Source organism: Nocardia sp. NPDC059180, from assembly GCF_042754945.1.
Classification (GTDB): domain Bacteria; phylum Actinomycetota; class Actinomycetes; order Mycobacteriales; family Mycobacteriaceae; genus Nocardia.
In genome coordinates, this window is record NZ_JBHZBU010000004.1 from 483,493 (window position 1) to 508,993 (window position 25,501).

Here is a 25,501-nt window from a genome sequence, read left to right on the forward strand (position 1 = left end):
ATCAGGCGCCGGCGAGCCGATAGGTGGACACCACCACCGAGGCGGTGACTTCCATGGTTTCCGGTAGCGCCGCGATCTCGGCCGCGGCGGTGCTCGCATGATGGGCCGACGGCCCCATGGCGACGACGTGTGCGATATCGGTGCGCGACAGCTTCATCGGATAGTCGACCGTGCCGCGCTCGCACAGCTCGAAATGCCCGGACATGGTGGCGGTCAGCCGATCCTGCTTGTCCGGGTCGACGCTCACCATCCCGAGCGGTTCGATGAGTTCGGCGAGATGCCGGCCGGTCGGGGTGACGACGACGAACCGGCCGTGTGTGGTCAGCGCCCTGGCGACCTCGCCCGGATTCCTCGGCGCGAACACCGACAGCGCGGCGTCGACGGTGTTGTCGCGCAGCGGGAGTCCGCGCCACGCATCGGCGACCACGGCCGCGGCCCGTGGATGGGCTCGCGCGCCGCGTCGGCCCGCCGGCTTCGCCACGTCCAGTGCGATGCCACGGGCGTGTGGCAGTGCGTCCAGTACCCGGCCCAGGTAGTAGCCGGTGCCCGCGCCGATCTCGAGGATCAGTCCGGACGGGGGCACGGGCGCACCGGGATCTCCGGATAGCCCGTCCCCGGCGACGGCCGCCACGGTGGCCTCGGCGATCGGCGCGAAGTGACCGCCGCCTTGGAACGCTGCCCTGGCGTCGAGCATGGCCGCCGTATCGCCGGTCATCTTGGTCGACGCACCGGTCAGCAGGGTGATGTAGCCCTGCTTGGCGATATCGAAACTGTGCCCGCGGGCACAGCGCAGCGAACGATTCGAGGCGAGAAGTCCGGCCTGGCATTCCGGACAGGCCAGCGCACCCGTCACCGTCGTCAGTGCCGAGTGCACAGTCGGGTGACTAGCTGGTGACACTCTTCAGTTCGTCGCCGAGCGCTGCGGCTTCATCCGGCGTGAGCTCAACGACCAGACGCCCGCCACCCTCGAGTGGAACCCGCATGACGATCCCACGCCCTTCCTTGGTTGCCTCGAGGGGACCGTCCCCGGTGCGGGGCTTCATGGCCGCCATCCTCTGCTCCCTCCAGATCTGCGCGGTGTGCTGCGCACTTGCTTGCAACTCCAGTTGTCGCCAACTGGGCAGCTCGCCGGCATGTGGCGAGCTGCACTCGGTCTATTCTTCCTTATCGCCGGAGTGGACGGATACCTGAGTTCGAAATGTGACCGCTCAGTAGGTCTAGGGCGAGCCATTGCCGACCCAGCAATCGGCCAGGTGATCGTCGACGAGGCCGGTCGCCTGCATCAGCGCATACGCCGTGGTCGGCCCGACGAATCTGAACCCGCGCCGCTTCAATTCCTTTGCCAGAGCGATGGATTCGAGCGTGGTGGCGGGTACGTCGGCGATGGTGCGTGGGCGCGGGCGCATGGGTGGGGCGAACGACCAGATCAACTCGTCGAGGCTGGTATCGAGCTCGCGCGCCACCTTGGCGTTGGCGATGGCGGCATCGATCTTGGCGCGGTTGCGCACGATGCCGGGGTCGGCCAGCAGGCGCGTCCGGTCGGTATCGTCGAACTCGGCCACCTTGTCGATGACGAACCCGGCGAAGGCCGCCCGGAACGCCGGTCGTTTGCGCAAGATCGTGATCCAGGCCAGGCCGGATTGGAACGCCTCGAGGCATAGCCGCTCGAACATGGCGTCGTCACCGTGCAGCGGGCGGCCCCATTCGGTGTCGTGATAGTCGCGATAGAGCTGCGACTGCAGCGACCACGGGCAGCGGATCGGCTCGGCGGGGTTCATCGCGGATCCGGGCCCACCGGTGGCTGCGGCTGCGGCGGTGTGGTCGCAGGTGCCTGGGCGGCCTTGGCCTGGGTCAGCTGGCCCTGTAGCTCGTCGATACGTGCGGCCAGCCGAGCCAGGGCCCAATCGACCTCACCGGCCTTGTAGCCGCGCACCACCTGCTGGAAGCGCAGCGAGCGCACATCGGCGCCGGAGATCCCGTCGACCGGCAGCACCGTCGCGGTGGTGCCCTCCGGCAGCGGCCCCAGCTCCTCCGACCGCCCGAAGACCGCGCCGGCCAGCAGGAACAGCACTGCGGCCACCAACCCGACGATCAGCACATACAAAAGCAGCGTCAGCACCACATCAGCTTATGGTTGCGACCGACCTTGCCGGCGTCCGGGCGTTATCGACTCCCACCGAGACGACTGATCTCGTGCCGACATGGGTAACTCGCCGGGTACGAGCTAACCAAATTCCTGAGTCACCGCCGGCCGCCAACGCGGCTGGCGATGCACCTGAATCTGGCCAGAAAACGCGGGGAGGCGGATCAGTGCCGGGTGGTGTCGATGCCGAGCGACATGCCGGCCAATCCGCGGCGGCGGACCGCCAGCTTGTCGGCGACATCGAGCAGGGCGACCGCGGCCGGGTTCTCCGGATCGCTCAGCACGATGGGCGTGCCCCCGTCGCCTGCTTCGCGCAGTGACTGCTCGATCGGGATCTGACCCAGCAGCGGCACGTCGGCGCCGACCGCGCGGGTGAGCCGATCGGCCACCGCTTGGCCGCCGCCGGAACCGTAGAGGTCCATGCGGGTGCCGTCGGGCAGATCTAGCCAGGACATGTTCTCCACCACGCCCGCGATCCGCTGGCGGGTTTGCAGCGCGATGGCGCCCGCACGTTCGGCGACCTCGGCGGCCGCGGGCTGCGGGGTGGTGACGACCAGGATCTCCGCGTTCGGGATCAGCTGGGCGATGGAGATGGCGACGTCACCGGTGCCGGGCGGCAGGTCGAGCAGCAGCACATCGAGATCGCCCCAGAACACGTCGGCCAGGAACTGCTGAAGAGCGCGGTGCAGCATCGGACCACGCCACACCACGGGGGTGTTGCCCTGGGTGAACTGGGCGATGGAGATCATCTTCACGTCGTGCGCGACGGGCGGCATGATCATCCGCTCGACCTGGGTCGGGCGGGCGTCGGTGCCGAGCATGCGCGGGATGGAGTGGCCGTAGATATCGGCGTCGAGCACACCGACCGACAAACCACGCGCCGCCATCGCAGCGGCGAGATTGACGGTGACGCTGGACTTTCCGACACCGCCCTTACCGGAGGCCACCGCGTACACCCGGGTCAGCGAACCGGGCTGGGCGAAGGGGATGACCGGTTCGGCGGAGTCGCCGCGCAACTGCTTGCGCAGTTCGGTGCGCTGCTCGTCGTTCATCACGTCCAGGTCGACGGTGACCGCGCCGACGCCGGGGACATCGGCGACGGCCTTGGTGACCCGCTGGGTGATCTCGGTGCGCAGCGGACAGCCCGCCGTCGTCAGGTAGACCTCGATATGGACATCGCTATCGGCGCCGATATCGACGCTTTTCACCATGCCCAGTTCGGTGATCGGTTTGCGAATCTCCGGGTCGTCGACCTTTGCGAGGGCGCCCCGCACGTCCGCTTCCGTTACCACTGGCATATCGCCGATTTTAGGCGTCTCAGATACGGGGCAGCTGTGCGGGCTGCGGTGCGATGCCGGTGCCGTAGGAATTGGCCCATGCCATGACGTTGGCGACGTAGGCCATGGAGTTGTTGTAGCGCAGGATCGCCCTGGACTGCTGGGCCAGATCGCGCATGTCCAGGCCGCCGTCGCAGAGGTACTTGCCCGCCGTGAGGGTGGCGTCGTAGTAGTTCTGCGGGTCGGCGATGCCGTCGCCGTTGCCGTCGGCGGCGTAGTGGGTCCAGGTTTCGGGCAGGAACTGCATGGGGCCGACGGCGCGGTCGTAGCCGGAGAGCCCGTCGAGTCCGCCGCTGTCGGAGTCGTGGATGACGTTGTTGCCCGCGAGAGTGCCGTCGAGCACCGGGCCGTAGACCGGGTCGAGGGCGTTGCCGTCGGCGTCGGCCTTGCCATTGTAGATATGGGTCGACTCGACCCGGCCGATGCCTGCGAGCACCGTCCACGGCATGTGGCAGGTGGGGTTCTCGACGGCAAGGGCCTCTTCGGCGGCGACGTAGGCGGCGTGCGCGATACCGGGAATGCCCATCTGTGCGGCGGGCAGATCCGACGGCACCCGATCCTCGGGCAGCGCAACGGTTTTCACCGTCGGCGGGACCGCTCGCGATTGCTTGGCCATCGCATGGGTGAGGCTGTCGAGGTCGACGACGGTCTGGGCGGACGCGGCGAAGCTGGTGTCGTGATCCTCGCCCTCGTCGCTGGTCAGATGCAGCTGGACCGACGCCGCGGTGGGATCGGTGCCGACGGCCGATGCGGTGTTGACGGCGACGAGTCCGGCGGGAACGAGCCCGGTCAATGCGAGTACGGAGCTACGCCGAACGGTAGGCGGCGATTGTTTGCGGTGACGCCCCACGGTGCTGTGACCCTCCATCGACTCAGTGAGTCGAGCTCGCGGTGGAGGCACCGGCTCCGTTACGAGCCGTTGTCTCAGTCGTGAGCCCTTCGTGACCTACGAAGGAAGGCTACAGCATCCGAGACCTTTTTGTTACTGCTTCGTGATGTGGGTTTCCGTTTGAAATCACTGCGGGGGCGCGGGAAGTGGGACGACGATGCCGAACGGCAGGGTCACCGCGGGCTGCGGTGTCGGCGCTGCGGTGGGTGCGGGTGCGGGTGGGGGTCCGGGCTCCGGAGTCTTCGACGGTTCGGCAGGGGGCTGCGCGTTCGGATCGGCCGGCGCGGGCCGGGCAGGGTCGCCGGGCGCCTGCTCGGCCTGCGGTGCGGGCTGACCGGGTTGCGCGGGATCGGCGGGCGGAGCGGGCTGCGCCGGATCGGCGGGTGCGCCGGGCTTCGGCATCGGCGCCGGCACCACCTGGCCGGGAGCGGGCGGCGGGGGCGGCGGGCAGAAGATGCCGCACGGGATCGGCGGCAGGCCCGGGATGATGATCATCGGCTCGCCCGGAGTGGTGGTGGGCGGTGGGGTACCGGGCGGCGGGGTTTCGGTGGTCGTCGTCGCGGTCGTGGTGTCCACGGCGGCCATATCCGGGCCCATCTCGATCGGGGCGCTGCCCGGCGGGATCAGGTCGGGGGAGATGGTGACCGGGGCCGGGGTGCCGCCGGTGCGGTAGGCCGCCGACCAGCTCAGCACATTGGCGGCGTAGGACATCGAGTTGTTGTAGCGCAGCACCGCGCGCAGTTCCTGGGCCGGGTCACGCAGGTTCAGCCCGCCCGAGCACAGGTATTTGCCCGCGGCGAGGGTGGCGTCGAAGACGTTGTGCGGGTCGGAGACTCCGTCACCGTTGCCGTCGGCGCTGTAGAGACTCCACGTGCCGGGCAGAAACTGCATCGGGCCGATGGCACGGACATAACCGCCGTCGGTGGCCCGGATGATCTCGTTGCCGGGCAGGGTGCCGTCCAGTGCCGGTCCGAAGATCGGGGTCACCGAGGTGCCCGCGGCATCGGTGCGGCCGCTGCCCGCGTGACCCGATTCGATCCGGCCGATCCCGGCGAGCAGATTCCACGACACGCCGCAGCCGGGCATGGACGACTCCAACGCCAGTTCGGCATTGCGGTAGGCGGCGAGCACGACCTCGGGGATGCCGAGAGTGCCGCCACCGAGGGGGAGCGAGATGCTCTGCAACGGGACTGTGCCGCCGAACGGGGGCACGCCGTCGGCGGGCGGCGTCATGGCGCGCAGCTTGCGCGGCGGCTCGGGAGCCACGGGCAGCAGGCCGATCGTCTGGGACAGCTTCGCGTCCTTGTCGTCGCCTACCGAGCCGGTACTGCGCGAGGAGGCCGCGAGCAGGGCTTCCGGTGCTTCGGGCGGGGTGGTGGAGGTGGTGGTGTGGGTAGCGGATCCGGTAGCGACCAAGCCGGCGAGGACGAGCGCCGAGACGGTTATCGGGGCAGGTATTCGCATTCGGCCGCACCAATCCTCTACGTCGCGGGAAGCAACCGTCCCGGACATCCGGGTCGGCGCGCTCTGGACAACGTGATCCAGGTTACCCATCAGTCAGGAGACTGTTCGGTATTTCCGGTCAATCATCGGAGACGGGTGGTGAAACCGGGGCTTGAGCCTGCTTTCTGCCGGAGCTTTTCTTGCGTGTGGCCTTTCCGGCCTTGTCTGGGCGAGGTTCGTGCTCCGGCAGCGTCGCCTCGGCGATCCGGTCGAGCACCTCACGCATCTCGTCGAGCTCACGGCGCAGGTAGTCACGGGTGGCGACCTCGCCGACGGCGATGCGCAGGGCGGCAAGTTCGCGGGCCAGGAATTCGGTATCGGCCTTCGTCTGCGCCGCCCGCATCCGGTCTTCTTCGAGCGAGACCCGGTCTCGGTTGTCCTGCCGGTTCTGCGCCAGCAGGATCAACGGGGCGGCGTAGGCGGCCTGGGTGGAGAAGGCCAGGTTCAGCAAGATGAAGGGATAGGGGTCCCAGCGCAGCGCGACCGCGAACACGTTCAGCAGGATCCAGACGATGACGATCACCGTCTGGATCGCCAGATAACGCCCGGTGCCAAGGAAACGCGCGACCCGCTCACTGCTGCGGGCCAGCGCCTCGGCATCCCAGTCGAAGCGGAACCGCGACTCGACTGGAGTCTCGAGCCGCTGTCTGGCCGAACTCAGCGCCCGCCCCGCGGGAGTCTTGTCAGTCACGGCCGTGCACCCCTTCGTGTAGCTCCTCGTCCTCGCGCCAGTCCTCCGGCAGCAGATGGTCGAGGACATCGTCGACGCTGACCGCGCCGAGCAGGTGGTTCTCCGCGTCCACCACCGGTCCGCAGACCAGGTTGTAGGTGGCGAAATAGCGGGTGACGGTGGCCAGCGGTGCCTCCGGCCGCAGCGTCGACAGATCGGCGTCGAGGAGGCCGCCGACCAGGTGGGCGGGCGGTTCGCGCAACAGCTGTTGCAGGTGGACGCAGCCGAGGTAGCGGCCGGTCGGGGTGGCTGTCGGTGGGCGAACCACGAACACCATCGATGCCAGCGCCGGGGTCAGGTCCGGGTTGCGGACCCGGGCCAGCGCCTCGGCCACCGTCGTTGCCGGGGTCAGCACCACCGGGCGCGGTGTCATCAGACCGCCTGCGGTGTCGGGGGAGTGTTCGAGCAGCCTGCGGACCGGCTCGGATTCCTCGGGGTCCATCAGCGCCAGCAGTGACTCGGCCTCGTTCTCCGGCAGCTCACCGAGCAGGTCGGCCGCGTCGTCGGGGTCCATGGCCTCCAGGACATCGGCGGCTCTTCGCACCTCGAGATGGCCGAGCAGATCGACCTGATCGTCGTCGGGCAGCTCCTGGACGACGTCGGCGAGGCGTTCGTCGTCCAGTGCCACCGCGACCTCGATGCGCCGCTTCTCCGGCAGTTCCCGCAGCAGATGCGCGACATCGGCGGCGCGCAGGCCCTCGAACTGCTCCAGCAGTGTGGTGACGTCCTGCCCCGGCCTGCCGATCTCATACGGCGTCAGCCCGCTGACCTGCATCCAGTCCACCACGTGCACCGTGCGCCTGCGCCCGAGCCGCCGGTGTCCGCGCACCGCCACCCGCGATACCCGCCAATCCCTGGTCCTGGTCTGTTCCAGCCCGAGATCGACCACGAACACGTCCACCCCGGCCAGATCGGGCAAATCCGGATCCTGCACCCGCACCGCCGAATCCACGATCTGCGCCAGTGCCAGGAGTTCGCCGGGGCGCTGGGCGAAGCGGCGCAGGCTGACGGTGCCGGTATTAAGCGTGACGTTGCCCGGTTCGATCGAGGTCACCCGAAGCATCGGCACGAAGATCCGCCGTCGGGTCGGCAATTCGATGACAAGGCCGTGTACCCGGGGCTGTTGCCGGTCGTAGCGTACTGCCACGACCACGTCGCGGATTCGGCCGATAGACTCGCCGTCCGGTCCCAACACCGCCAGGCCGGCCAGCCTGGCGACGTACACCCTGGTAGCTGCCATGAATGCCAGGTTAGAGCTTTGCGGGCCGAAGTTGGCCGACGACAGGAGTGTTGATGAAGCCGCGCCGTTCCGTTCTGGCTGTGCCGGGCAGCAACCCGAAGATGATCGACAAGGCCAAGGGCCTGCCCGTCGACGAAGTGTTCCTCGACCTGGAGGACGCCGTCGCCCCGCCCGCCAAAGCCGCCGCCCGCGCGAACATCATTGCCGCGCTCAACGATTCCGGCTGGGGTTCGCAGCTGCGGGTGGTGCGGGTCAACGACTGGACCACGCAGTGGACCTATCAGGACGTGATCAGCGTGGTCGACGGGGCGGGCACCGCGATCGATGCGATCCTGCTGCCGAAGGTCACCGACGCCGGTCAGGTGCGTGCGCTGGATCTGCTGCTGAGCCAGCTCGAACAGACCAACGGCCTGGAACCGGGCCGCATCGGGATCGAACCGCAGCTGGAGAACGCGCTCGGCCTGCGCAATATCGATGAGATCGCCACCGCGAGCCCACGGGTGCAGGCCCTTGTCTTCGGCCCGGCCGACTTCATGGCCAGCATCAATATGCGCACCCTCGTGGTCGGTGAGCAGCCGGAGGGCTATGACACCGGCGATGCCTACCACCACATCCTGATGACGATCCTGCTCACCGCTCGCGCACACGGGTTGCAGGCCATCGACGGTCCGTACCTGCAGGTCCGGGATGTCGATGGGTTCCGCCGCGCCGCAGGCCGGACCGCCGCCCTCGGCTTCGACGGCAAATGGGTGCTGCATCCGGACCAGATCGACGCCTGCAATGAGATCTTCAGCCCGCGTCAGGCCGACTACGACCGTGCCGAATTGATCCTCGAGGCCTACGCCTTCCACACTTCCAGCGCGGGCGGCGCGCGCGGTGCGGTCATGCTCGGTGACGAGATGATCGATGAGGCCAGCGCCAAGATGGCGCAGGTCATCGCCGATAAGGGCCGGGCCGCGGGCATGTCGCGCAGCACCCATTTCACCCCACCGGAAAAGTGACGCGCGGTATATAGCACGGCGCGGGGCCGGATGGAATAGCAGAATGGAGCTATGACGAATCCCTTGGGGAACGCGAATCGCGGCAGGCAGGGCCTGCCGACGCCGCCGTCGGGCTGGCCGGTCGGGTCGTATCCGACCTACGCCGAGGCACAGCGGGCCGTCGACTATCTGGCCGATAGCCAATTCCCGGTGCAGGACATGACCATCGTCGGCGTCGACCTCATGCAGGTCGAACGGGTCCTCTACCGGTTGAACTGGGGCAAGGTGATCGGCGGCGGCGTGGTCTCGGGCGCGTGGCTCGGCCTGTTCCTCGGCCTGCTGCTGAGCCTGTTCACCACCGGTGGTGCGCTCGGCCCGCTGCTGGTCGGTCTGGTCGGCGGCATCATCTTCGGCGTCATCTCCACCTCGATCCCGTATGCGGCGACCAAGGGGCAGCGCGATTTCGCCTCGACCATGCAACTGGTCGCCGGTCGCTACGACGTGCTGTGCGATCCCAAGACGGCCGAGCAGGCCAGGGACATGCTGGCACGGCTGGCGATCTGAGGGCATGGACGTTGTGAACACGGTGCGCGCGGGCGTACTCGAACATTTCGGCGTCGACGCGTCCGCGGTCGATGCCGCCTCGGTGACCTTCCTCGGCCTCGAGCCCATCGAGATCCTGCGGATCGTCCCCGGTGACGATCTGGTGCACTATGCGACCCTCGGCGGTTCCCGTCATCCGATGGGCGATCCGTCGGAGGTGCTGGCCGACCCGGTGAAAGGCCCGCGTGCGGAACTGATCCTCACCATGCACGCGGGCGTCGGCGCGGCCTCGGGCCTGGCCCGCGCGCTCGGTGTACTTGCGGCCGCACCTGCCGTGGAAGGCGTTGTGCTGCAAGCGGACGCTCTGCTGGATCTGGGCGAGCCGATGTGGCACAACGCCCCCTTCACCGCGGTCCTGCTCGGCCCCAGCGATATTCCCGATGTGATCCTGCCCGAACCCGCCGAAGCGGTGCGTTATCTGGACGTCGTCCCGGTCACCGCGACCGAGGCGGCATGGGTGCGCGTGCGTGGTGCGCAGGCGTTGCGGGATGCGTGGGTCGAGGCGGGGATTGATGTGCGCGACCCGAATCGTGGGGCGGCGTCGTTGTAGGGATGGTCACTGCGGCTCGATCTTCATCGCGGCGACCAGTTCCGCGACCGTCATGTCGACGCTCGTCAGCTCGTCGATGAGGTCGAATGCCGCGGCTGCCGGCAAACCGGGCCGTTTGCCTTGGCAGCGCAGCATCATTCGACAAGCAATCCAGCCAGTCGCCTTGTTGCCGCGTCCGAATGGGCGTGTCCGCACCACCGAATGCAGCACGGCGGCCGCCTTTTCGTCGATCGTCGGATAGACCTCCCGGCCACCGAGCACCGCTTCCGATCGTGTCGCCGCAGCAGCCAACAGTCCTGCGTCGCGAATCTCCGGCGAGCCACCGACTACCACCGAATTGATCATGATGAGAACGTTCGGTGTCACTCGTCCCCCAGCATGGCCAGCAATTCCGCGTCCTCTGCCATGATCTCCTGCAACAGAACCCGGCTGCGTGCCCGCTGTGCCTGTGCGTCGACCCACGCCTGCGCTGCTTGGACGAGCGCCGAATTGAGCGAGATGTGGTCTGCCTCCGCGGCGGCAGTGAGTCTCTGGTGAATCTCGTCGGGTAGCCGCACACTGATCGTGGTCATACCAAAATGATACCAACCCGAACGTTGTCGCGTTGCCCGTCCGTCAATGACGAAGGCGCCCTTCCGAGTGGAAGGGCGCCTTCGTGCTGCAGTGGGGGTGGTGCTTACGCGACGCCCTCGGCGCGCGCGGCTGCCGCGACGGCCTCGGCGACGGCCGGGGCCACGCGCGGGTCGAGCGGGCTCGGCACGATCTTGTCGACGGCCAGCTCATCGGCGACGACGCCGAGGATGGCGTCGGCGGCGGCGATCTTCATGCCCTCGGTGATCCGGCGAGCACCCGCGTCGAGGGCGCCCTTGAAGACGCCGGGGAACGCGAGCACATTGTTGATCTGGTTCGGGAAGTCACTGCGCCCGGTGGCCACGATCGAGGCGTACTTGGCGGCGACCTCGGGATGGATCTCGGGATCCGGGTTGGACATGGCGAACACGATCGACTCCGGTGCCATCGAGGCGATGAGCTCTTCGGCGATCCTGCCCGCGGACAGGCCGAGGAACACGTCGGCACCGGCCAGCGCGTCGGCGGCGGTGCCGGTCAGGCCGCGCGGGTTGGTGCGCTGGGCCAGATCGGCCTTGACCTCGTTGAGGTCGCTGCGATCGCGGCTGACAATGCCCTTGGAGTCGAGCACGGTGACGTCGGCGACGCCCGCGGCGAGCAGGATGTTGGTGCACGCGACACCCGCGGCGCCGGCACCGGAGACCACGACCTTCAGACCGGCGGTGCTGCGGCCCTGCACCTTGGCGGCGCCGTTGAGCGCGGCCAGCACCACGATCGCGGTGCCGTGCTGGTCATCGTGCATGACCGGGCAGTCGAGCGCCTCGATGACGCGCTTTTCGATCTCGAAGCAGCGGGGTGCGGAGATGTCCTCCAGGTTCACCGCACCAAAGCTCGGGCGCAGCCGGATCAGGGTCTCGACGATCTCGTCGACGTCCTTGGTGTCCAGCACGATCGGAATCGAGTCCAGCCCGGCGAACTTCTTGAACAGCGCGGCCTTGCCCTCCATCACCGGCAGCGAAGCGCGCGGGCCGATATCACCGAGACCGAGCACCGCGGTGCCGTCGCTGACGACGACGACCAGCCGGTCTGTCCAGGTGTAGCGCTTGGCCAGCGACTCGTCCTCGGCGATGGCGCGGCTGACCTGCGCGACGCCGGGGGTGTAAGCGATCGACAGGTCACGCTGGGTTTCCAGTGGCGCACTCAGCTCTACCGAGAGCTTGCCGCCGAGGTGGCCCGCGAAGATCTCCTCGTGGGTGATCGCCGCGAGGTCGGCGGCGTCATTCTTGCTGGCAGTGGCGTTCGGTGCGTCAGTCACAGATGACACGATTTCACTCCTGCTGGGATCGGTCACAATCGGGGGACGGTTACCGTCGGGTTTTTTGGTACTAGGTGCAACGTATGGCTCATCGTGTGCGCTGACCGGTACGTTTCGACTTCTCGACAGCCCTGTCGACGTGGCGCGGCACTGATCCGTTGAGCGGAAGCCGGACGGGTGGGTCCGGACAGATCATGCGGGTCGATCCTCGGGTCACGACGGTGCGTCGTGAGGCGGTGATCACCGTGATTCCCGTACCCGGCGGTGGCGTAGGTCGGGGATCCGCAACATTCTGCCAGCCCGCCCGACCACATGCCAAACCGGTAGGCGGAGTCGTGGTCGTGCACCATCATCCGAGCGTAGGCCGCTGGAATTACCCCGACGTAAGCGGAAACTCGCCTTCGGCCGGACCGTGGCCGTGAGCTGTCCTATAGCGGAGGCGGGCGCCCCGTGAGATCTGTGGCTCGATCGGAGTGCGCGCCGTCTTGCGCACCCAGACGCTATCGAGCCCGCCCGAGCGCAGCCGCACCCGCCACCCGGCGTCGACCTCGGGGTGATCGGTGCGCCGGTGGATGCCACGACTCTCAGTCCGAGCCAGTGCGCTGTATTCAGTCCACCGGGCGACCGCGAGCAGTGCCGCGGCTTCCCTGGCACGCAGCCCTTCGGCGCCAGCTCCGCCGAGATCGAACAGCGCGCCCGGCCACATGCCATCCAATTCGCCGATGCTGTGGCGCAGGCTGCCGGCACTGCGCCAGTAGCTGCGACGCAGCGGCAAGGTGTGTTCCTGCACCAGGCCGATGACCGCGCGCGGGTCGATCCGGGCGACCGGCGCGAGTCCGGCGCCGGGTGTCTCGCCCGCGGGCGAGAGCGCGAGGCGATCGGGAATCGGCCGGGCGCGGGCGAATCGGGCGGCGCTCGCCCCGGACCAGGTACCGGAGGCGATGGCCCAGGCGCCGCCGAATCCGCTCACCGCGCCGGTGACGGCTTCGCGGGTGGTGACATCGCCGGCGGCGTACAGGCCGGGAATGGTGGTCGCGCAATCGCCTCCGGTCAGGTGCAGGCCACCGGTGCCGCGCACGGTGCCCTCGAGGACCGCGCGTAGCGCGATCCCTTTGTCTCGGTCGAATGAACCGTCGCGGCGCAGCTGACGATGCTGCCGCGGCGAGAGCGCCGAGGGAATCCCGTAGACCCGGCGGCCGTCGGCGAGCGCGGCGAAGGCGGCGGCGCGGTGTCCTTCGAGGGCGGCGCCGGTCTCGTCGTGCAGCGCGGCGAATGTCAGCGCACAGTCTGTGGTGCTCACAGCGGCGGCTGGTGCGAGGCCGTACGCACTGGAGAACTCCATGCCCGACAACTCGGCGCCCGCCTCGACCGAGAAGAGCAGCCCGTCGCCCGTGTCGACGTCGGTACCGGCCCGCCCGGACAGGAAAGCGCATCCGCCGGTGGCAACCACGACGGCCGCCGCGCGCACCGTCCAGGGCCGAAACTTGTTGTGCCGCTGCACTCCTGCGGCGCCGGACACGATGCCCTCCCGGTCGGCGAGCAGACGCATCGCCGGATGGTGGTCGAGCACGCGGACACCGGCTTCCAGCGCGGCGCGGCGCATCCGCCGCAGATAGGTGGCGCCGTCGAGCCATATTCGCGTCGAATGCGGCCCGCCGGAGAACCGGTGTCCCCAGCCCGCGAGCTGCGTGATCCGGTCGTGGGTCTCGGCAAGCACCCGATGGGTGGCTTCCGGATCACCGAGCCAGCCGCCGTGACCGAGGGCGCGGCGCACGGCCTCGGCTCGCGAAGGGCCGGGCGCGACATTCCACAGCGAGGTGGAGCCGACAGCGGTCGGACCGGCAGCGCCGCAGCGCGCCTTATCCGCGAGGACCACGCGGGCACCCGCCGCCGCGGCGGAGATGGCCGCCCATGTTCCGGCGGGGCCACCGCCGAGAACCAGAACGTCGGTCTCCCATTCCGCCACAAGGTCAAATGTTCGGCCACAATTCACCCGGCCGCAACCGATTCCGGAAGATCAGCTCCACCACTGCGTCCACAGCAGCGCACCGGCCGTGAGGAAAACGACCAGCGATCCGGAAAACGCGGCCAAACCCTTATGCCGATCCGAATACACCTGTGCCGCAAGCACGATCGCCGCCGAGGTCACATGCCAGGTCACCGACTCACCGCCGGGTCCGGGAAAACCACGCTGGGCACCGATGATCGCCGTGGCAACCACCACGAGTGCCAGTACGACCGTTCCGGCGGCGACCATGCCACTGACCCCGCGCGCGAGTCTCACGAGCCGATCACCGGCACCCCGGTCGCCTTCCCGACCAGCACCTCGAGTTGGGCGGGATCGGTGGTGAACTCGCCGAGCCGGATGGTCTTGTTGCTGCCGTGATAGTCCGAGGAACCCGTGGTGAGCAGACCCAGTTCGGCGGCGAGCCCGTTCAACAGCTCGCGGTCGGCCTCGCTGTGGTCGGGGTGATCGACCTCGAGCCCACCCAGCCCCAGCTCGGCGAGTTCGCGAATGTTGTCGATGGACAGCAGCCTGCCCCGCTTACGCGCCCTGGTGTGCGCGAGCACGCTGACCCCGCCCGCGGCGGCGATCATCTCCACCGCCCGGCGCAACGGGGTGTCGGCCTTCTCGGCGTAGTAGCGGCCGTGTGGGGCCAGTAGATCGGTGAAGGCGGCGTCGACGGTGGGCACCACTCCGGCCGCTACCAGCGCCCTGGCCAGGTGGGGTCGTCCCGCCGACGGGCCTGCCGAGGCGAGCACCTCATCGGGGTCGACGGGCAGGCCGTCGGCCGCCATCCGCTCGGCCATCGCGCGCAACCGCTCCACGCGCTCGGCCCGCAACCGTTCGCGCTCGTCGGCGAAACTACGGTCCGACGGGTCGAACAGGTAGGCGAGCAGATGCACCGGCACCGGCCAGCCGTCCTCACCGAGACCGATGCACGACATCTCCATGCCGCGGATCAGAGTCAGGCCCTCGGGTCGCGCCGCCACGGCATCGGCCCAGCCCGCGGTGGTGTCGTGATCGGTGATCGCGACGACGTCCAGTCCGGCCGCCGCCGCGTTCCGCACCAGCTCGGCCGGGGTATCGGTGCCGTCGGACGCGGTCGAATGGGTATGCAGGTCGATGCGCACGCCCTCCAGTGTGTCAGTGCGTGTTCGGCGGGCTGTCCCCATGCCCGACCAGCGGCCGATCCGCCGAGCGCATGCGCCTGCCCGCCCTCGCGGATGCCCGCCGCCTGCTCGGCGCGGAAGTAGCATCAACCGGTGCCATCGATTCCCCCGCTGCCGTACTTTCGTGGGCCGGCGAAGTCCCCGACCCCGCTGCCGCGGATTCCCGTGCCGACCGCACGGGCGATCGTCGACTGCGCGGTCTACATCGACGGCGCGCGCCTGCCCGGGCATTTCACCCACCAAGCGGCGCTGCAGGAGGTGCGGGACAGGGGCGAGGGCTTCGTCTGGTTGGGCCTGCACGATCCCGATGACGCCCAGATGACCGATATCGCGCAGACCTTCGGACTACACGCCCTTGCCGTCGAAGACGCCGTGCACGCCCATCAGCGACCGAAGCTGGAACGCTACGACGACACCCTGGTGCTGGTGATGCGCCCGGTCGCCTATCACGAACACGAACTGAACTCCGTCAGCGAGATCGTCGAGACCGGCGAGTTGATGATCTTCACCGGCCATGACTTCGTGGTTGCGGTCCGCCACGGCGAACATTCCGGGCTGGCCGCGGTCCGTAAGGATCTCGAGGGCGATCCGGAGCGGCTGCGGCTCGGCCCCGGCGCGGTGCTGCACGCCATCGCCGACTATGTGGTCGACAACTATCTCGAGGTGGTGCAGTCGATCGAGGACGATATCGACGAGATGGAAGAGGAGGTCTTCACTCCGCGCAGCAAGGTCGCCGTCGAATCCATCTATCAGCTCAAGCGTGAGGTGGTGGAGTTGCGCCGGGCGGTCGGTCCGCTGGCGATCCCGCTACAGGTGCTGAGCCAGAACACGAATCTGCCGTTGCCGAAGGAGGTCCGGCGCTATTTCCGCGATGTCGCCGACCACCACACCACCGTCTCCGATCGCATCGTCGATTTCGACGAATCACTCGGCGCGTTGATCAACGCCGCGCTGGCCAAGATCGCGGTGCAGCAGAACACCGATATGCGCAAGATTTCCGCATGGGTCGCCATCGCCGCGGTACCCACCATGATCGCGGGCATCTACGGCATGAATTTCGAGCACATGCCGGAATTGAAGACCAGCTGGGGCTACCCGGCGATCTGGGTCATCATCCTCACCATATGTACCGGCCTGTATGTGGTGTTCCACCGCAACCATTGGTTGTGAGCCGCCGCCGGCAGTGCGGCGGGTGGACGAGATGACTGCACCCTAGGCCGCGATCACAAGATCGACCGGATCTCGCGGGCGATCAGCTGAGAAAGCGGTTCGTGTGAGTCGTGGCTCAGGTGTATTCCGTCAACTCCCGGAAACGCGACGGTAGCCGCGTCTACGAACACGGTCTTTCGTTTATCGGCAACGAGGCGTATTGCAGCGCCGAGTTCGTGGGATTTGCGTACGGAGTCGGCGTCGTATTCGGAGCTCTGCTCGGCGAATGCAGGCTGGTCGGCGTCGAGGTGGATCGGACTGACCAGCAATACCGCGGGTGCTTCGCCGGTGCGGGTCCAGGCAGTGCGCTCGACGTCGTCGATATAGCCTTCGAGCGCGCCAGCGATGGCGTTTGTTTCTCGACCGAACTTGGTTTTGAGATCATTGTTCCCGAGCATGATGACTACCAGGTCCAAGGGTGAGTGGCTGCGCAGGCACGGCCGAAAGTACGTACGGCCGTTGCGGTCATCACGATCAGGGTCGTTCAAGTCGGTGGTACGACCGCCGAGACCTTCCTCGATAACTGCGTATCCGGCGCCGAGAAGTTGCTGTAGGCGGCCGGTCCACCGCACGTCGGCCGGCAACCGACCACGCCCATCGGAGGGTTGACCGAAGGTGTTGGAATCGCCGTAGCACAAGACGGTAAATGCAGCAGGATCGACTATCAAGGTCATGTCCCTACGGGTCGGACCGATATGCCCAGATTCTCGGCGACGCCGACAAGCCCATCCAACCTGTGCCCACCTCGACGGGTGAGTAGCTCGTTGGTCAGTGTGTGCGCCAGGGGTATGTGACCGATGAACTCCGGTGCCATCGACCACGCCCGATGAAGGGTATCGACAGCTCCCGGATCGTCTCGGTCATGGATCTGGGCCTACGCGACGTTGATGAGCCATCGGCTGCGTAGCGTGGGCGGAATTCCGTTACCACTGTCGCTGATAACGGCGGCAAGCTTCAGAGCCTCACGCGGGCGACTCGCACCAATTTCGTTGACGACACCGAAGCTGGCGGCCGAGGTGTAACCGAACACATTCGATGGCTCGGGCCTGCTGGCGTAGTCGCCTTCCACTTGGGTCCCGGCTGATTCGCATAGGCGAAGATACCTTCGCGCCTCGCGATGGTCCCCGGCGCCGGAGGCCGCAAATGCTGCATAGCACAGAAGTTCGCCCCAGATAGCGATACGGCGCGGGGTGGCTGTAGACAACCGACGTTCAATATGGGTAGCTGTTCGGTCGGCATACGCGGCTGCATCGTCATACATGCCGTTTTTCGCAAACAGCCACGACTGCGAGCCTTTGATAGCAGCTACTGTCAACTCGTCTCCGCTCTCCGCTGCCAGTGTCTCTGCGCGCAGGAGTGCCAGGGCAGCCAGGTCTTCGTGCGCCACGTAGCCGAGAAAATTCGAACAGGCGTGTAATAGCTTCGCCAGCGCGATATTGATCCGCCGCAGTGGCTCACCAACGGCCGAACCTGCTGCGCTGTACGCGCTCGCCAAAGCAGCAGGAAGCTCTCGTTTCAATTCGTAGAATCGAGCCGAGAAGAACAAGTCCCATGCGCGATCTACCGCAGCGCCCAGTTCCAGCTGTTCACGAGGGGGCGAATCGGGAATGCATCCCAGCAGTACTCGCCGGAAATGAAACATGCCGTCATCGCATGAGTCGTTGCTCGACCTGCCCGTGGTTGCGTCGTCGACTGGGCGGAACGCCGCTGCACGAGGCCGTGGCGCCGGGTAGGTGGCCGCGGTTCTGGCAGGTCGCAGCGCTGCTGCGGCGGCCCTGCCCCTGTCCTCTAGTCCGGCATCGAAGCGTGCCCGCTGCGCGTCATCGAGCATCCGGTGGGTGGTGTCCATGCACTCGGAGTACTTGGCACCCAGGATGATGTCTGCACCTCGGCGCTCCCATTTACCAACCGCCTCGAGCGAACAACCGACCCGGTCGGCGAACTGAACCTGGGTGTCCCGCAATGCTGCACGCAGTGCGGCGACCTCGAGTCCGGTCCACGTGACGATCGCCATCTCTCGGACTTCCTCCCCTCAGCGGTAGTACCGCCAGCGTACGGGCCCAGTACAGGTTCGGTGGGTTCTTCGAATGCGACAAAACCCCAATGCTGAAAGCACATCGCCGCCTTGTAGAGACACCCGATTGACATTCGCCCCAACAGAACCCGGAGCCAACCTTATGCCCGTACCCGCACCCGCACCCGTAGCCGAAGCGAGCGCGCGCAAGCCGACCGCGAATTCGACACCGGCCATTGCCGCCGCGGTCGCGGACAGCCCTCCGACACTTCGTGGGCTGAGGAAACTCCCCACCAGACTCACGCGCAACCAGTCGATGGCGCCGACCATACGGCTCTGGCATACCCGTAACCGGGACCTCCTAGCGCGCGTAGCCGCCGGCCTCCGTCTTCTCGATCACCCGGCAGCCTGCAAGAGCAGCGACCCCATCCGCGGGCGGTCGCACGCCATCCATCTAATGGCCGACCACGCCGAACACAAATGCCCCCGGTTCCGGCTCGCGGCACAGTACATCGAGGTCCAACGGTGACCACCGGCGTGACGCCATTCCTCCCGGCCACGGAAGGTCGATACGTGGAAGGACGAGCGCTTTGACGGAACCTCACACACCGATACGAGCGATCGCCCTGCTGCACGGCGGACACGATCCGGCTGTCTATGAGGCGCTGACGCGAAAACACCGGCTGAAAATCGTCTACACCGTGCACACCGACACGGCCGCCGTACTGGCCGCGCTCATCGCCGTGCAGCACGCCTTCGAACACGTCGCCGACGCAGTAATGATCCCCCATCTCGACACCCTCGAACCTGGTTCCCCATGGTGGGTGGTCACCGAAGCCGCCGACCTCATCACCAGCACACAGCATTGTCCGCGGTGGTCGGCAGTCACCGCAGAGACGAAGCGTCAACAGTGATCACGCTGGGATTTGTCATCGCAATCGGCCTGCCACTGGCCGTGCTGGCCCTGGCGGTCGCGCTGCCCGAACACCGAGACAAGCGCTGGGCCATCGGGGTGCCGCGTAGGCGGGCACAGCCACCAGTGGAGGACACATCGGATTCGCAGTGAACGGCGGCCGCCGCGCGCGCCGAGGGCGTCGGGTAAGGCACCACGAACACCAACGGGGCGCCCCTTCCGAATGAAAGGGCGCCCCGTCTTGTACTTGTCGCTCAGTTCCGAGCCCTACGCCTGGCGATGGTGACGTTCTAACAGTCGAACCGCCCCACGACCTACTGCGGTGGTGGATGCGCCTTCCGATGTCCGTGCATCACGTCGGGCTACGCAGGTGCCTGATCCTGGTAGTAGACCGTGATCGACGGCCAGTCGCCATCGGCCGTCGTCTCGGAATGGAGAATCAGATCGGTCACTGACACTTCGCCTAGTTCTTCCACAGTGTCAGCGACAGCCCGCAACAAAGCGGCGACATTGCCTTGTCCAACCCCCTTGGGGTTGGCCTGGGAGAAATGAAACGCTTGATACTTGGCCACCATCGCAACTATCACTTCCTACGCTTCTGCTTGGCGAACAGGCCCTCCACCGATCACCCTGGGTATGGCGACGATCGATGTGTGACTGCCCAACGAAACCGCATCACAGCGAGGGAGTTCTCCATCACAGCGACGCCGCCCCACGATTCGGATCGCGTACATCAATCCCCGCCTCGACCCACGCATCCCGCAATGCCTGCGCACCACGGACCCGCACCCATGCCGCCTCGGTCGCGGTGACCGGGACGACGTCCAGCTAGCGCACCGGCTCGGCGGGTTCGTGGGCGATCACGTGCAATGGCGACAGCCGCACCCGGACCGCGCGATCCCGGTGCCCGGCGGCCACCGGTACATTCTCCACTGACCATATGTGCCCGCTCGACCATATCCGTGTGGGCTAGTCCTCGGCTTCGGAAAGTTGGTGTCGCGCCGATGGTGCTTGCCGCGCCGCTGCGGGTGCTGGCCCGGGTTCTGGTCGTCGCGGTGGCGACAGTGGCCGTGTCCTGTGGTGATGACTCCGTGCCCGAGCCGCTGGTGGTCGGTTCCGGTGACAGCGCGGAGTCGGTGCTGCTGGCCGAGATCTACGCCCAGGCGCTGGCCCGCACCGGTGCCACCGTCGCCATCGAGCGCGATCTCGGCACGAGGGCCGACCGGCTGGCGGCGCTCGACGCAGGCACGGTGACGCTGGTCGGCGAGCACAACGGAGCGCTGCTGGCGGATCTGGCCGGTGACGCTGTCGCGTGGACCGGCAAAGAGGTCACCACCGAGCTGAACCACTCGCTGCCGCAGGGTGTGGTCGTTACCGATGCCGCCGACGGCACCGATCTGCGGCCGCGAGTCGTGGTCGGTATGGCCGCACCGCTCGAATCGGTCGCGGACCTGACGCCGCAGTGCCCGTCGTCGACCGCGGGCGTGGCCCCGGTGCCCGGCCTGCTCACTCTGCCACCCGCCGCGTTACGGATCGACGGCTGCGAATTCGCCGCCACCCGCACCTTCGCGAACCCCGACGAGCTGCGAAAAGCCCTGCTGGACGGCCAGATCCAGGTCGGTCTGCTGGCAGGCCCGCCGGAACTCGCGTCCGCCGCGACCGAGGGCTTGCGCGTGCTATCCGACGAGGACAACGCGCTGCGTGCCGAGAATCCCGTCTCGCTGGTCCGCAAGGGCGCGCTCGACGATCGGCAGTGGGAGAAGCTCAACTACGTCGCCGGTGAGCTGACCACCGACGAGCTGGTCGCCATGGTCGTGAAAGTTCGTGATGCCGATGCCGACCCGGCCGACGTGGCGCGCGACTGGCTCGACGCGCGAGGACTCTGACGTGACGGCCTGCGCGTAGCGAACTACCTGACGCAGGGATGTCGCGGCCGCCGCGACCTACCGGCGCCCTTCGTGGCCGGGGACGGGTGGCCCCGGCGTCGTCCGATGACATTCGGGGATCACGGCCGCACGGGCTGAGTCGGCACGGCGCATCTGGATGACCTCCATCACCACCCTTTGCCTCTTGCCACCCCACACTTCCGCGCCGTATATTCCAGTTGGAATATTTGACGCGGGATATGTCGCAGCGCCCGGATAAGGTGCATGATCGCCCGCCGAGATCCTGCGAAGTGGTGGGCATCGGCCCGGAAAGGGGACAACATGGGGCAGCGCACGGGTGCGACGGTGACGCCGCTGGCGATCGCCGTGCTCGCCCTGCTCGAAGAGCGGCCCATGCACCCCTACGAGATGTATCAGCTCCTAGTCCTGAGGCACCAGGACAAACTGGTCAAGGTGCGGCCGGGCTCGCTGTACCACGTGATCGCCCGCCTCGCCGATACGGACCTGGTGACCGCCGAGGGGATCGACCGTGCCGGGAACCGGCCGGAACGCACGACCTACCGGATCACCACCGAAGGTCGCAGCACCCTGCGGAACCGGATCGCCGAGCTGTTGCGCAAGCCGCTCCCGGAGTACCCGATCTTCCCGCTGGCCCTTGGCGAGGCGCACAACCTGCCCAAACCCGAAGTGCTGTCGCTGCTGCGGGAACGAATCGAGCACCTCGCCGGGCAATCAGCCGAGATCGACGCCATGATCGCGGTGGCCGAACGCAAGCAGGTGCCCCGTCGGTACTGGATCGTGCTGCCCTACCTGCGCGTCATCGTGCGTACCGAGATCGAGTGGGTCGAGCACATGGTCGCCGAACTCGATAGTGGCGAACTGATCTGGGAGGACTTCGATCCCGTAACCGGCGAACGCGTGGAACCCTGCGATGCCTCGCCATGGCATCCGCAGTCGTCGGCGCCGGACGACGCTGCCGGGGAAGCCGCAGCCTCCTGAACCATCCATCGGACACGACAGACCCGACAACGACGTCGCTCGTCATCCACCCGAGTTAGGAAACGAAACCGATGTCCACTCCACGTAATCCGTGGCTAGCGCTCTCGGCGCTGGTCGTCGGGTTCTTCATGATCCTGCTGGATGTCACGATCGTCGCGGTCGCCAATCCGGCCATCCTGGAGAGTCTGCACGCCGATATTTCCCAGGTCATCTGGGTGACCAGCGCCTACCTGCTGACCTACGCGGTGCCGCTGCTGGTGACCGGGCGCCTCGGCGATCGTTTCGGACCGAAGAAGATCTACCTGATCGGTCTTGCCGTCTTCACGCTCGCGTCGCTCTGGTGCGGTCTGTCAGGCACCATCGAGATGCTGATCGCCGCCCGCGCGGTGCAGGGTCTCGGCGCGGCACTGATGACGCCGCAGACCATGGCCGTCATCACCCGCACTTTCCCGCCGGACAAGCGCGGCGCGGCCATGGGCCTGTGGGGTGGTGTGGCAGGCCTGGCCACACTGGTCGGCCCGATCCTCGGCGGTGTGCTGGTCGACAACCTCGGCTGGGAGTGGATCTTCTTCGTCAACGTGCCGGTCGGCATCATCGCGTTCGCGCTGGCATGGCGGCTGGTGCCCGATCTGGAGACTCATTCACACAAGTTCGACATCCCCGGTGTGGTGCTCAGCGCGATCGGTATGTCGTTGCTGGTGTTCGGTATCCAGGAAGGCAACACCTACGACTGGTCGGCCCGGATCTGGTTGCTGATCGGTGCGGGCGTGGTGGTGCTCGGTGTGTTCATCCTGAACCAGGCGCGCAATACCGGCGAGCCGCTGGTGCCGCTGAGCCTGTTCCGCGACCGCAACTTCGGATTGTCGACCCTCGCGATCGCGGCGATGGGTGCCGCGACGACCGCGTTGATGGTTCCGATCTATTTCTATCTGCAAGCCGTGCGGGAGATGTCGCCGACGCGATCGGCGCTGGTGCTGGCGCCGATGGCGATCATCACCGGTGTGTGCGCGCCGTTTGTCGGCAAGTTCGCGGGAAGGCTGCATCCACGGGTGGTGCCGACGGTCGGTTTCGCGTTGTTCGCGGTGTCGGTGGCCTGGTTCGCCCAGCTGATGGTCCCGGATTCGGACATCATCTGGTTCCTGGTGGCGGCCGGGGTGGCCGGTTTCGCCAACGCGTTCATCTGGGCGCCGCTGGCGACCACCGCGACCCACAATCTGCCCATCCAGCAGGCGGGCGCGGGCGCGGGTGTCTACAACACCACGCGTCAGGTGGGTGCGGTGCTCGGTAGTGCGGCGATCAGTGCGCTGATCGCGGCGCGGATGGCGGCCAACAACCTGGGTGACGCTCCTGCCGGTGAAGGCACGACCGGCCCGATCCCGGAGCCGGTCAAGGACGCCTTCAGTTCGGCGCTTGCGGACTCGACCTACCTGCCCGCCGCGATCCTGCTGATCGGCGTGCTGGCCTCGGCGCTGTTCCTGCGCCCGTCCCAGACCGCCCCGCCGAAGCCGCCCACCGAACGGGCCAAGGCCGAATCCCTCACCCCCTGAGCCGGATTCGATCCGGGACGACGAAGGCGCCGACAGCGAACGCTGTCGGCGCCTTCGCGCGTCAGGGGAAGATCAGCTGTAGATCTTCTCGACCTCGGAGGCGTACTGCTTCATCACGACGGCGCGCTTGAGCGACATCTTCGGGGTGAGCTCGCCGGTCTCCTGGGTCCAGTCGACGGTCAGGATGCGGGTCTTCTTGATCGCCTCGGCCTTGGAGACCTTCTTGTTGGTGTCGGCGACCGCGGCATCGATCTCGGCGACCAGGGCCGGGTTCTCGATCAGCTTCTCGATCGGGGTGTCGGCGGAGACGCCGTTGCGCTCCTTCCAGCCCGGCAGCGCCTCGGGGTCGAGGGTGATCAGCGCGCCGACGAACGGCTGGCCGTCACCGACCACCATGACCTGGCTGATCAGCGGGTGCGCGCGCAGCGAATCCTCGAGCAGCGCGGGGGAGACGTTCTTGCCGCCCGCGGTGACGATGATTTCCTTCTTGCGGCCGGTGATGGTGACGAAGCCGTCGGCGTCGATGGCGCCGAGGTCGCCGGTCTTGAACCAGCCATCCTCGAACGCGTCCTCGGTGGCCTCGGCGTTGCCCCAGTAGCCGTCGAAGACGACCGAACCCTTGAGCAGCAGCTCGCCGTCCTCGGCGATCTTGGCGGCGTGGCCCTCGATCGGGCGGCCGACGGAGCCGACCCGAATGTGCTCGGGGGTGTTCACCGTGATGGCGGCGGTGGTCTCGGTCAGGCCGTAGCCCTCGTAGATGGTGACGCCGACACCGCGGAAGAAGTGGCCGAGGCGTGCGCCCAGCGGGCCACCGCCGGAGACCGCTGCCTGGCACTGCCCGCCGAGGGCGACGCGCAGCTTGCTGTAGACCAGCTTGTCGAAGACGAAATGCTTGACCTTGGTGACCAGGTCGACGCTGCCCTTGTCCAGACCCTCGCTGTAGGCGATGGCGGTCTCGGCAGCCAGATCGAAGATCTTGCCCTTACCGCCGTCGTGTGCCTTCTGCTTGGCGCTGTTGAACACCTTCTCGAATACCCGCGGCACCGAGAGGATGAAGTGCGGCTTGAAGGCGCCGAACTGGTCGACCAGGGTGGACCAGTCGGAGGTGTGCGCGACGATCACCTTGGCGTCGAAGGCGGCCAGTGCCACGGCGCGGGCGAACACATGCGCCAGCGGCAGGAACATCAGGGTCTTCTTGCCCTCGGCCACGTACTTGCCGAGCGCGATCCGGTCGGACTTGGATTCCGCCCAGAGGTTGGCGTGGGTGAGCATGACGCCCTTGGGGCGGCCCGTGGTGCCCGAGGTGTAGATGAGGGTGGCCGGCGAGGAAGCGCCGACCTTGGCCCGGCGCTCGTGCACCAGCTGGTCGTCGAGGTCGGCACCGCGGGCGATCAGCTCGTCGACCGCGCCCTTGTCGAACTGAAGGGTCTCCTTCAGCTCGGGCAGCGCGCCTGCCTCGATCTCGTCGATGGTGGCGCGGTGCTTATCGCTGTCGACCACGAGCAGCTTGGTGGCCGAATCCTGCAGGATCCACTTGGCCTGCTCGGCGGCCGAGCTGTCGTAGATGGCGACGGTGCATCCGCCCGCTGCCCAGATGGCGAAGTCGAGGACCGCCCACTCGTACCGGGTGGGGGCCATGATGGCGACGCGGTCACCGAAATCGATGCCCGTGGCGATGATGCCCTTGGCCACACCGGTCACGGTCTTCGCGAATTCCGCCGCGGTCACATCCCGCAGGGCGCCGCTGCCGTCCGGCACATTGAACAGCACCGCGTTCGGCGACTGTTCGGCATGGCGGAACACGTTGTCGGAATTGTTGGCGTCTTCCGGGATGGTGTAGGAAGCCTCGGCTTCGAACTCTCGCATCATGGCCCTTCCACGTGGGTTCGTACTCATGAGTAA

Annotated in this window: 28 protein-coding genes and 1 pseudogene; 9 read left to right on the plus strand and 20 right to left on the minus strand. The window is 67.3% G+C overall.

Translation table 11 applies throughout. The features are described from left to right. Position 1: 1 nt before the first annotated feature. The 9 genes from ACFXNW_RS16330 to ACFXNW_RS16370 all read right to left on the minus strand — a co-directional run bounded on the left by ACFXNW_RS16330 (position 2) and on the right by ACFXNW_RS16370 (position 7,842). The gene (locus tag ACFXNW_RS16330) at positions 2–874 is read right to left on the minus strand and encodes a putative RNA methyltransferase (protein WP_379418487.1); all 873 of its coding nucleotides are present in this window, start codon (positions 872–874) and stop codon (positions 2–4) included. Positions 875–884: 10 nt separating this feature from the next. Continuing rightward, positions 885–1,052, minus strand: a complete 168-nt coding sequence (locus ACFXNW_RS16335) for a DUF3117 domain-containing protein (protein ID WP_011211259.1) — start codon at positions 1,050–1,052, stop codon at positions 885–887. Between the two features lie 165 nt (positions 1,053–1,217). Next, complete coding sequence (locus tag ACFXNW_RS16340; protein WP_379418488.1) at positions 1,218–1,778, minus strand: DNA-3-methyladenine glycosylase I; 561 nt, start codon at positions 1,776–1,778, stop codon at positions 1,218–1,220. After that, a complete protein-coding gene (locus ACFXNW_RS16345; RefSeq protein ID WP_379418489.1) occupies positions 1,775–2,119 on the minus strand; it encodes a DivIVA domain-containing protein in 345 nt (114 codons plus the stop codon). Before ACFXNW_RS16345 ends, ACFXNW_RS16340 begins: the two co-directional genes overlap by 4 nt. Positions 2,120–2,307: 188 nt before the next feature. Then, positions 2,308–3,441, minus strand: coding sequence for an Mrp/NBP35 family ATP-binding protein (locus ACFXNW_RS16350; RefSeq protein WP_379418490.1), 1,134 nt, complete (start codon positions 3,439–3,441; stop codon positions 2,308–2,310). A gap of 19 nt (positions 3,442–3,460) precedes the next feature. Next, positions 3,461–4,330, minus strand: a complete 870-nt coding sequence (locus ACFXNW_RS16355) for a lytic transglycosylase domain-containing protein (RefSeq protein ID WP_379418669.1) — start codon at positions 4,328–4,330, stop codon at positions 3,461–3,463. 165 nt (positions 4,331–4,495) lie between these two features. Beyond that, positions 4,496–5,833, minus strand: a complete 1,338-nt coding sequence (locus ACFXNW_RS16360) for a lytic transglycosylase domain-containing protein (protein WP_379418491.1) — start codon at positions 5,831–5,833, stop codon at positions 4,496–4,498. Positions 5,834–5,951: 118 nt separating this feature from the next. Then, entirely contained in the window at positions 5,952–6,563 is a 612-nt protein-coding gene (locus tag ACFXNW_RS16365) for a DUF1003 domain-containing protein (protein WP_379418492.1), read from the minus strand. Continuing rightward, entirely contained in the window at positions 6,556–7,842 is a 1,287-nt protein-coding gene (locus ACFXNW_RS16370) for a magnesium transporter MgtE N-terminal domain-containing protein (protein ID WP_379418493.1), read from the minus strand. The genes ACFXNW_RS16365 and ACFXNW_RS16370 overlap by 8 nt, the downstream gene beginning before the upstream one ends. A 53-nt stretch (positions 7,843–7,895) precedes the next feature. Here ACFXNW_RS16370 and ACFXNW_RS16375 point away from each other — a divergent pair, with 53 nt between their 5' ends. Genes ACFXNW_RS16375 through ACFXNW_RS16385 form a run of 3 tightly spaced genes read left to right on the plus strand, consistent with a single transcriptional unit; the run spans position 7,896 to position 9,975 of the window. Beyond that, the gene (locus tag ACFXNW_RS16375) at positions 7,896–8,843 is read left to right on the plus strand and encodes an HpcH/HpaI aldolase/citrate lyase family protein (protein ID WP_379418494.1); all 948 of its coding nucleotides are present in this window, start codon (positions 7,896–7,898) and stop codon (positions 8,841–8,843) included. Positions 8,844–8,894: 51 nt separating this feature from the next. After that, on the plus strand, positions 8,895–9,386 hold the full coding sequence (locus ACFXNW_RS16380; protein ID WP_379418495.1) for a general stress protein: 492 nt from the start codon (positions 8,895–8,897) through the stop codon (positions 9,384–9,386). Between the two features lie 4 nt (positions 9,387–9,390). Next, a complete protein-coding gene (locus ACFXNW_RS16385) occupies positions 9,391–9,975 on the plus strand; it encodes a suppressor of fused domain protein (RefSeq protein WP_379418496.1) in 585 nt (194 codons plus the stop codon). Positions 9,976–9,981: 6 nt separating this feature from the next. Here ACFXNW_RS16385 and ACFXNW_RS16390 read toward each other — a convergent pair whose 3' ends face one another. From ACFXNW_RS16390 to ACFXNW_RS16415, 6 genes are all read right to left on the minus strand, one after another. Then, on the minus strand, positions 9,982–10,437 hold the full coding sequence (locus ACFXNW_RS16390) for a type II toxin-antitoxin system death-on-curing family toxin (protein ID WP_379418497.1): 456 nt from the start codon (positions 10,435–10,437) through the stop codon (positions 9,982–9,984). Next, positions 10,338–10,547, minus strand: coding sequence for a toxin-antitoxin system HicB family antitoxin (locus ACFXNW_RS16395; protein WP_379418498.1), 210 nt, complete (start codon positions 10,545–10,547; stop codon positions 10,338–10,340). Before ACFXNW_RS16395 ends, ACFXNW_RS16390 begins: the two co-directional genes overlap by 100 nt. A gap of 104 nt (positions 10,548–10,651) precedes the next feature. Next, the gene (locus ACFXNW_RS16400) at positions 10,652–11,866 is read right to left on the minus strand and encodes an NADP-dependent malic enzyme (protein WP_379418499.1); all 1,215 of its coding nucleotides are present in this window, start codon (positions 11,864–11,866) and stop codon (positions 10,652–10,654) included. 364 nt (positions 11,867–12,230) lie between these two features. Further along, entirely contained in the window at positions 12,231–13,823 is a 1,593-nt protein-coding gene (locus ACFXNW_RS16405; protein ID WP_379418500.1) for an FAD-binding protein, read from the minus strand. 51 nt (positions 13,824–13,874) lie between these two features. Then, positions 13,875–14,141 carry a hypothetical protein gene (locus ACFXNW_RS16410; RefSeq protein WP_379418501.1) on the minus strand — a complete coding sequence of 89 codons (267 nt, stop codon included), beginning with the start codon at positions 14,139–14,141 and terminating at the stop codon, positions 13,875–13,877. Next, complete coding sequence (locus ACFXNW_RS16415) at positions 14,138–14,992, minus strand: PHP domain-containing protein (protein ID WP_379418502.1); 855 nt, start codon at positions 14,990–14,992, stop codon at positions 14,138–14,140. The genes ACFXNW_RS16410 and ACFXNW_RS16415 overlap by 4 nt, the downstream gene beginning before the upstream one ends. A gap of 132 nt (positions 14,993–15,124) precedes the next feature. On the opposite strand from ACFXNW_RS16415, the gene ACFXNW_RS16420 reads away from it, so the two are divergent. After that, complete coding sequence (locus ACFXNW_RS16420) at positions 15,125–16,201, plus strand: magnesium and cobalt transport protein CorA (protein WP_379418503.1); 1,077 nt, start codon at positions 15,125–15,127, stop codon at positions 16,199–16,201. Positions 16,202–16,254: 53 nt separating this feature from the next. Here ACFXNW_RS16420 and ACFXNW_RS16425 read toward each other — a convergent pair whose 3' ends face one another. Further along, complete coding sequence (locus ACFXNW_RS16425; RefSeq protein ID WP_379418504.1) at positions 16,255–16,914, minus strand: SGNH/GDSL hydrolase family protein; 660 nt, start codon at positions 16,912–16,914, stop codon at positions 16,255–16,257. A 200-nt stretch (positions 16,915–17,114) separates the two neighbouring features. Beyond that, positions 17,115–18,254, minus strand: coding sequence for a helix-turn-helix domain-containing protein (locus ACFXNW_RS16430; protein WP_379418505.1), 1,140 nt, complete (start codon positions 18,252–18,254; stop codon positions 17,115–17,117). 590 nt (positions 18,255–18,844) lie between these two features. Between ACFXNW_RS16430 and ACFXNW_RS16435 the strand changes: the two genes are divergently transcribed. Next, complete coding sequence (locus ACFXNW_RS16435) at positions 18,845–19,168, plus strand: hypothetical protein (protein ID WP_379418506.1); 324 nt, start codon at positions 18,845–18,847, stop codon at positions 19,166–19,168. Continuing rightward, on the plus strand, positions 19,165–19,320 hold the full coding sequence (locus ACFXNW_RS16440) for a hypothetical protein (protein ID WP_379418507.1): 156 nt from the start codon (positions 19,165–19,167) through the stop codon (positions 19,318–19,320). The genes ACFXNW_RS16435 and ACFXNW_RS16440 overlap by 4 nt, the downstream gene beginning before the upstream one ends. A 209-nt stretch (positions 19,321–19,529) precedes the next feature. Here the strand turns inward: ACFXNW_RS16440 and ACFXNW_RS16445 are convergent, their stop codons facing one another. Together ACFXNW_RS16445 and ACFXNW_RS16450 are read right to left on the minus strand one after the other, a co-directional pair. Then, a complete protein-coding gene (locus tag ACFXNW_RS16445) occupies positions 19,530–19,742 on the minus strand; it encodes a hypothetical protein (RefSeq protein WP_379418508.1) in 213 nt (70 codons plus the stop codon). A gap of 121 nt (positions 19,743–19,863) precedes the next feature. Then, positions 19,864–20,019, minus strand: a pseudogene (locus tag ACFXNW_RS16450) (suppressor of fused domain protein); the annotation flags it as partial. 152 nt (positions 20,020–20,171) lie between these two features. Between ACFXNW_RS16450 and ACFXNW_RS16455 the strand changes: the two are divergent. From ACFXNW_RS16455 to ACFXNW_RS16465, 3 genes are all read left to right on the plus strand, one after another. Further along, positions 20,172–21,053 carry a glycine betaine ABC transporter substrate-binding protein gene (locus ACFXNW_RS16455; RefSeq protein WP_379418509.1) on the plus strand — a complete coding sequence of 294 codons (882 nt, stop codon included), beginning with the start codon at positions 20,172–20,174 and terminating at the stop codon, positions 21,051–21,053. A gap of 321 nt (positions 21,054–21,374) precedes the next feature. Beyond that, a complete protein-coding gene (locus ACFXNW_RS16460) occupies positions 21,375–22,052 on the plus strand; it encodes a PadR family transcriptional regulator (protein WP_379418510.1) in 678 nt (225 codons plus the stop codon). Positions 22,053–22,123: 71 nt separating this feature from the next. Further along, the gene (locus tag ACFXNW_RS16465) at positions 22,124–23,599 is read left to right on the plus strand and encodes a DHA2 family efflux MFS transporter permease subunit (protein WP_379418511.1); all 1,476 of its coding nucleotides are present in this window, start codon (positions 22,124–22,126) and stop codon (positions 23,597–23,599) included. 72 nt (positions 23,600–23,671) lie between these two features. On the opposite strand, the gene ACFXNW_RS16470 is transcribed toward ACFXNW_RS16465, so the two are convergent. Beyond that, positions 23,672–25,465 carry an AMP-dependent synthetase/ligase gene (locus ACFXNW_RS16470; protein ID WP_379418670.1) on the minus strand — a complete coding sequence of 598 codons (1,794 nt, stop codon included), beginning with the start codon at positions 25,463–25,465 and terminating at the stop codon, positions 23,672–23,674. Positions 25,466–25,501: the final 36 nt, after the last annotated feature.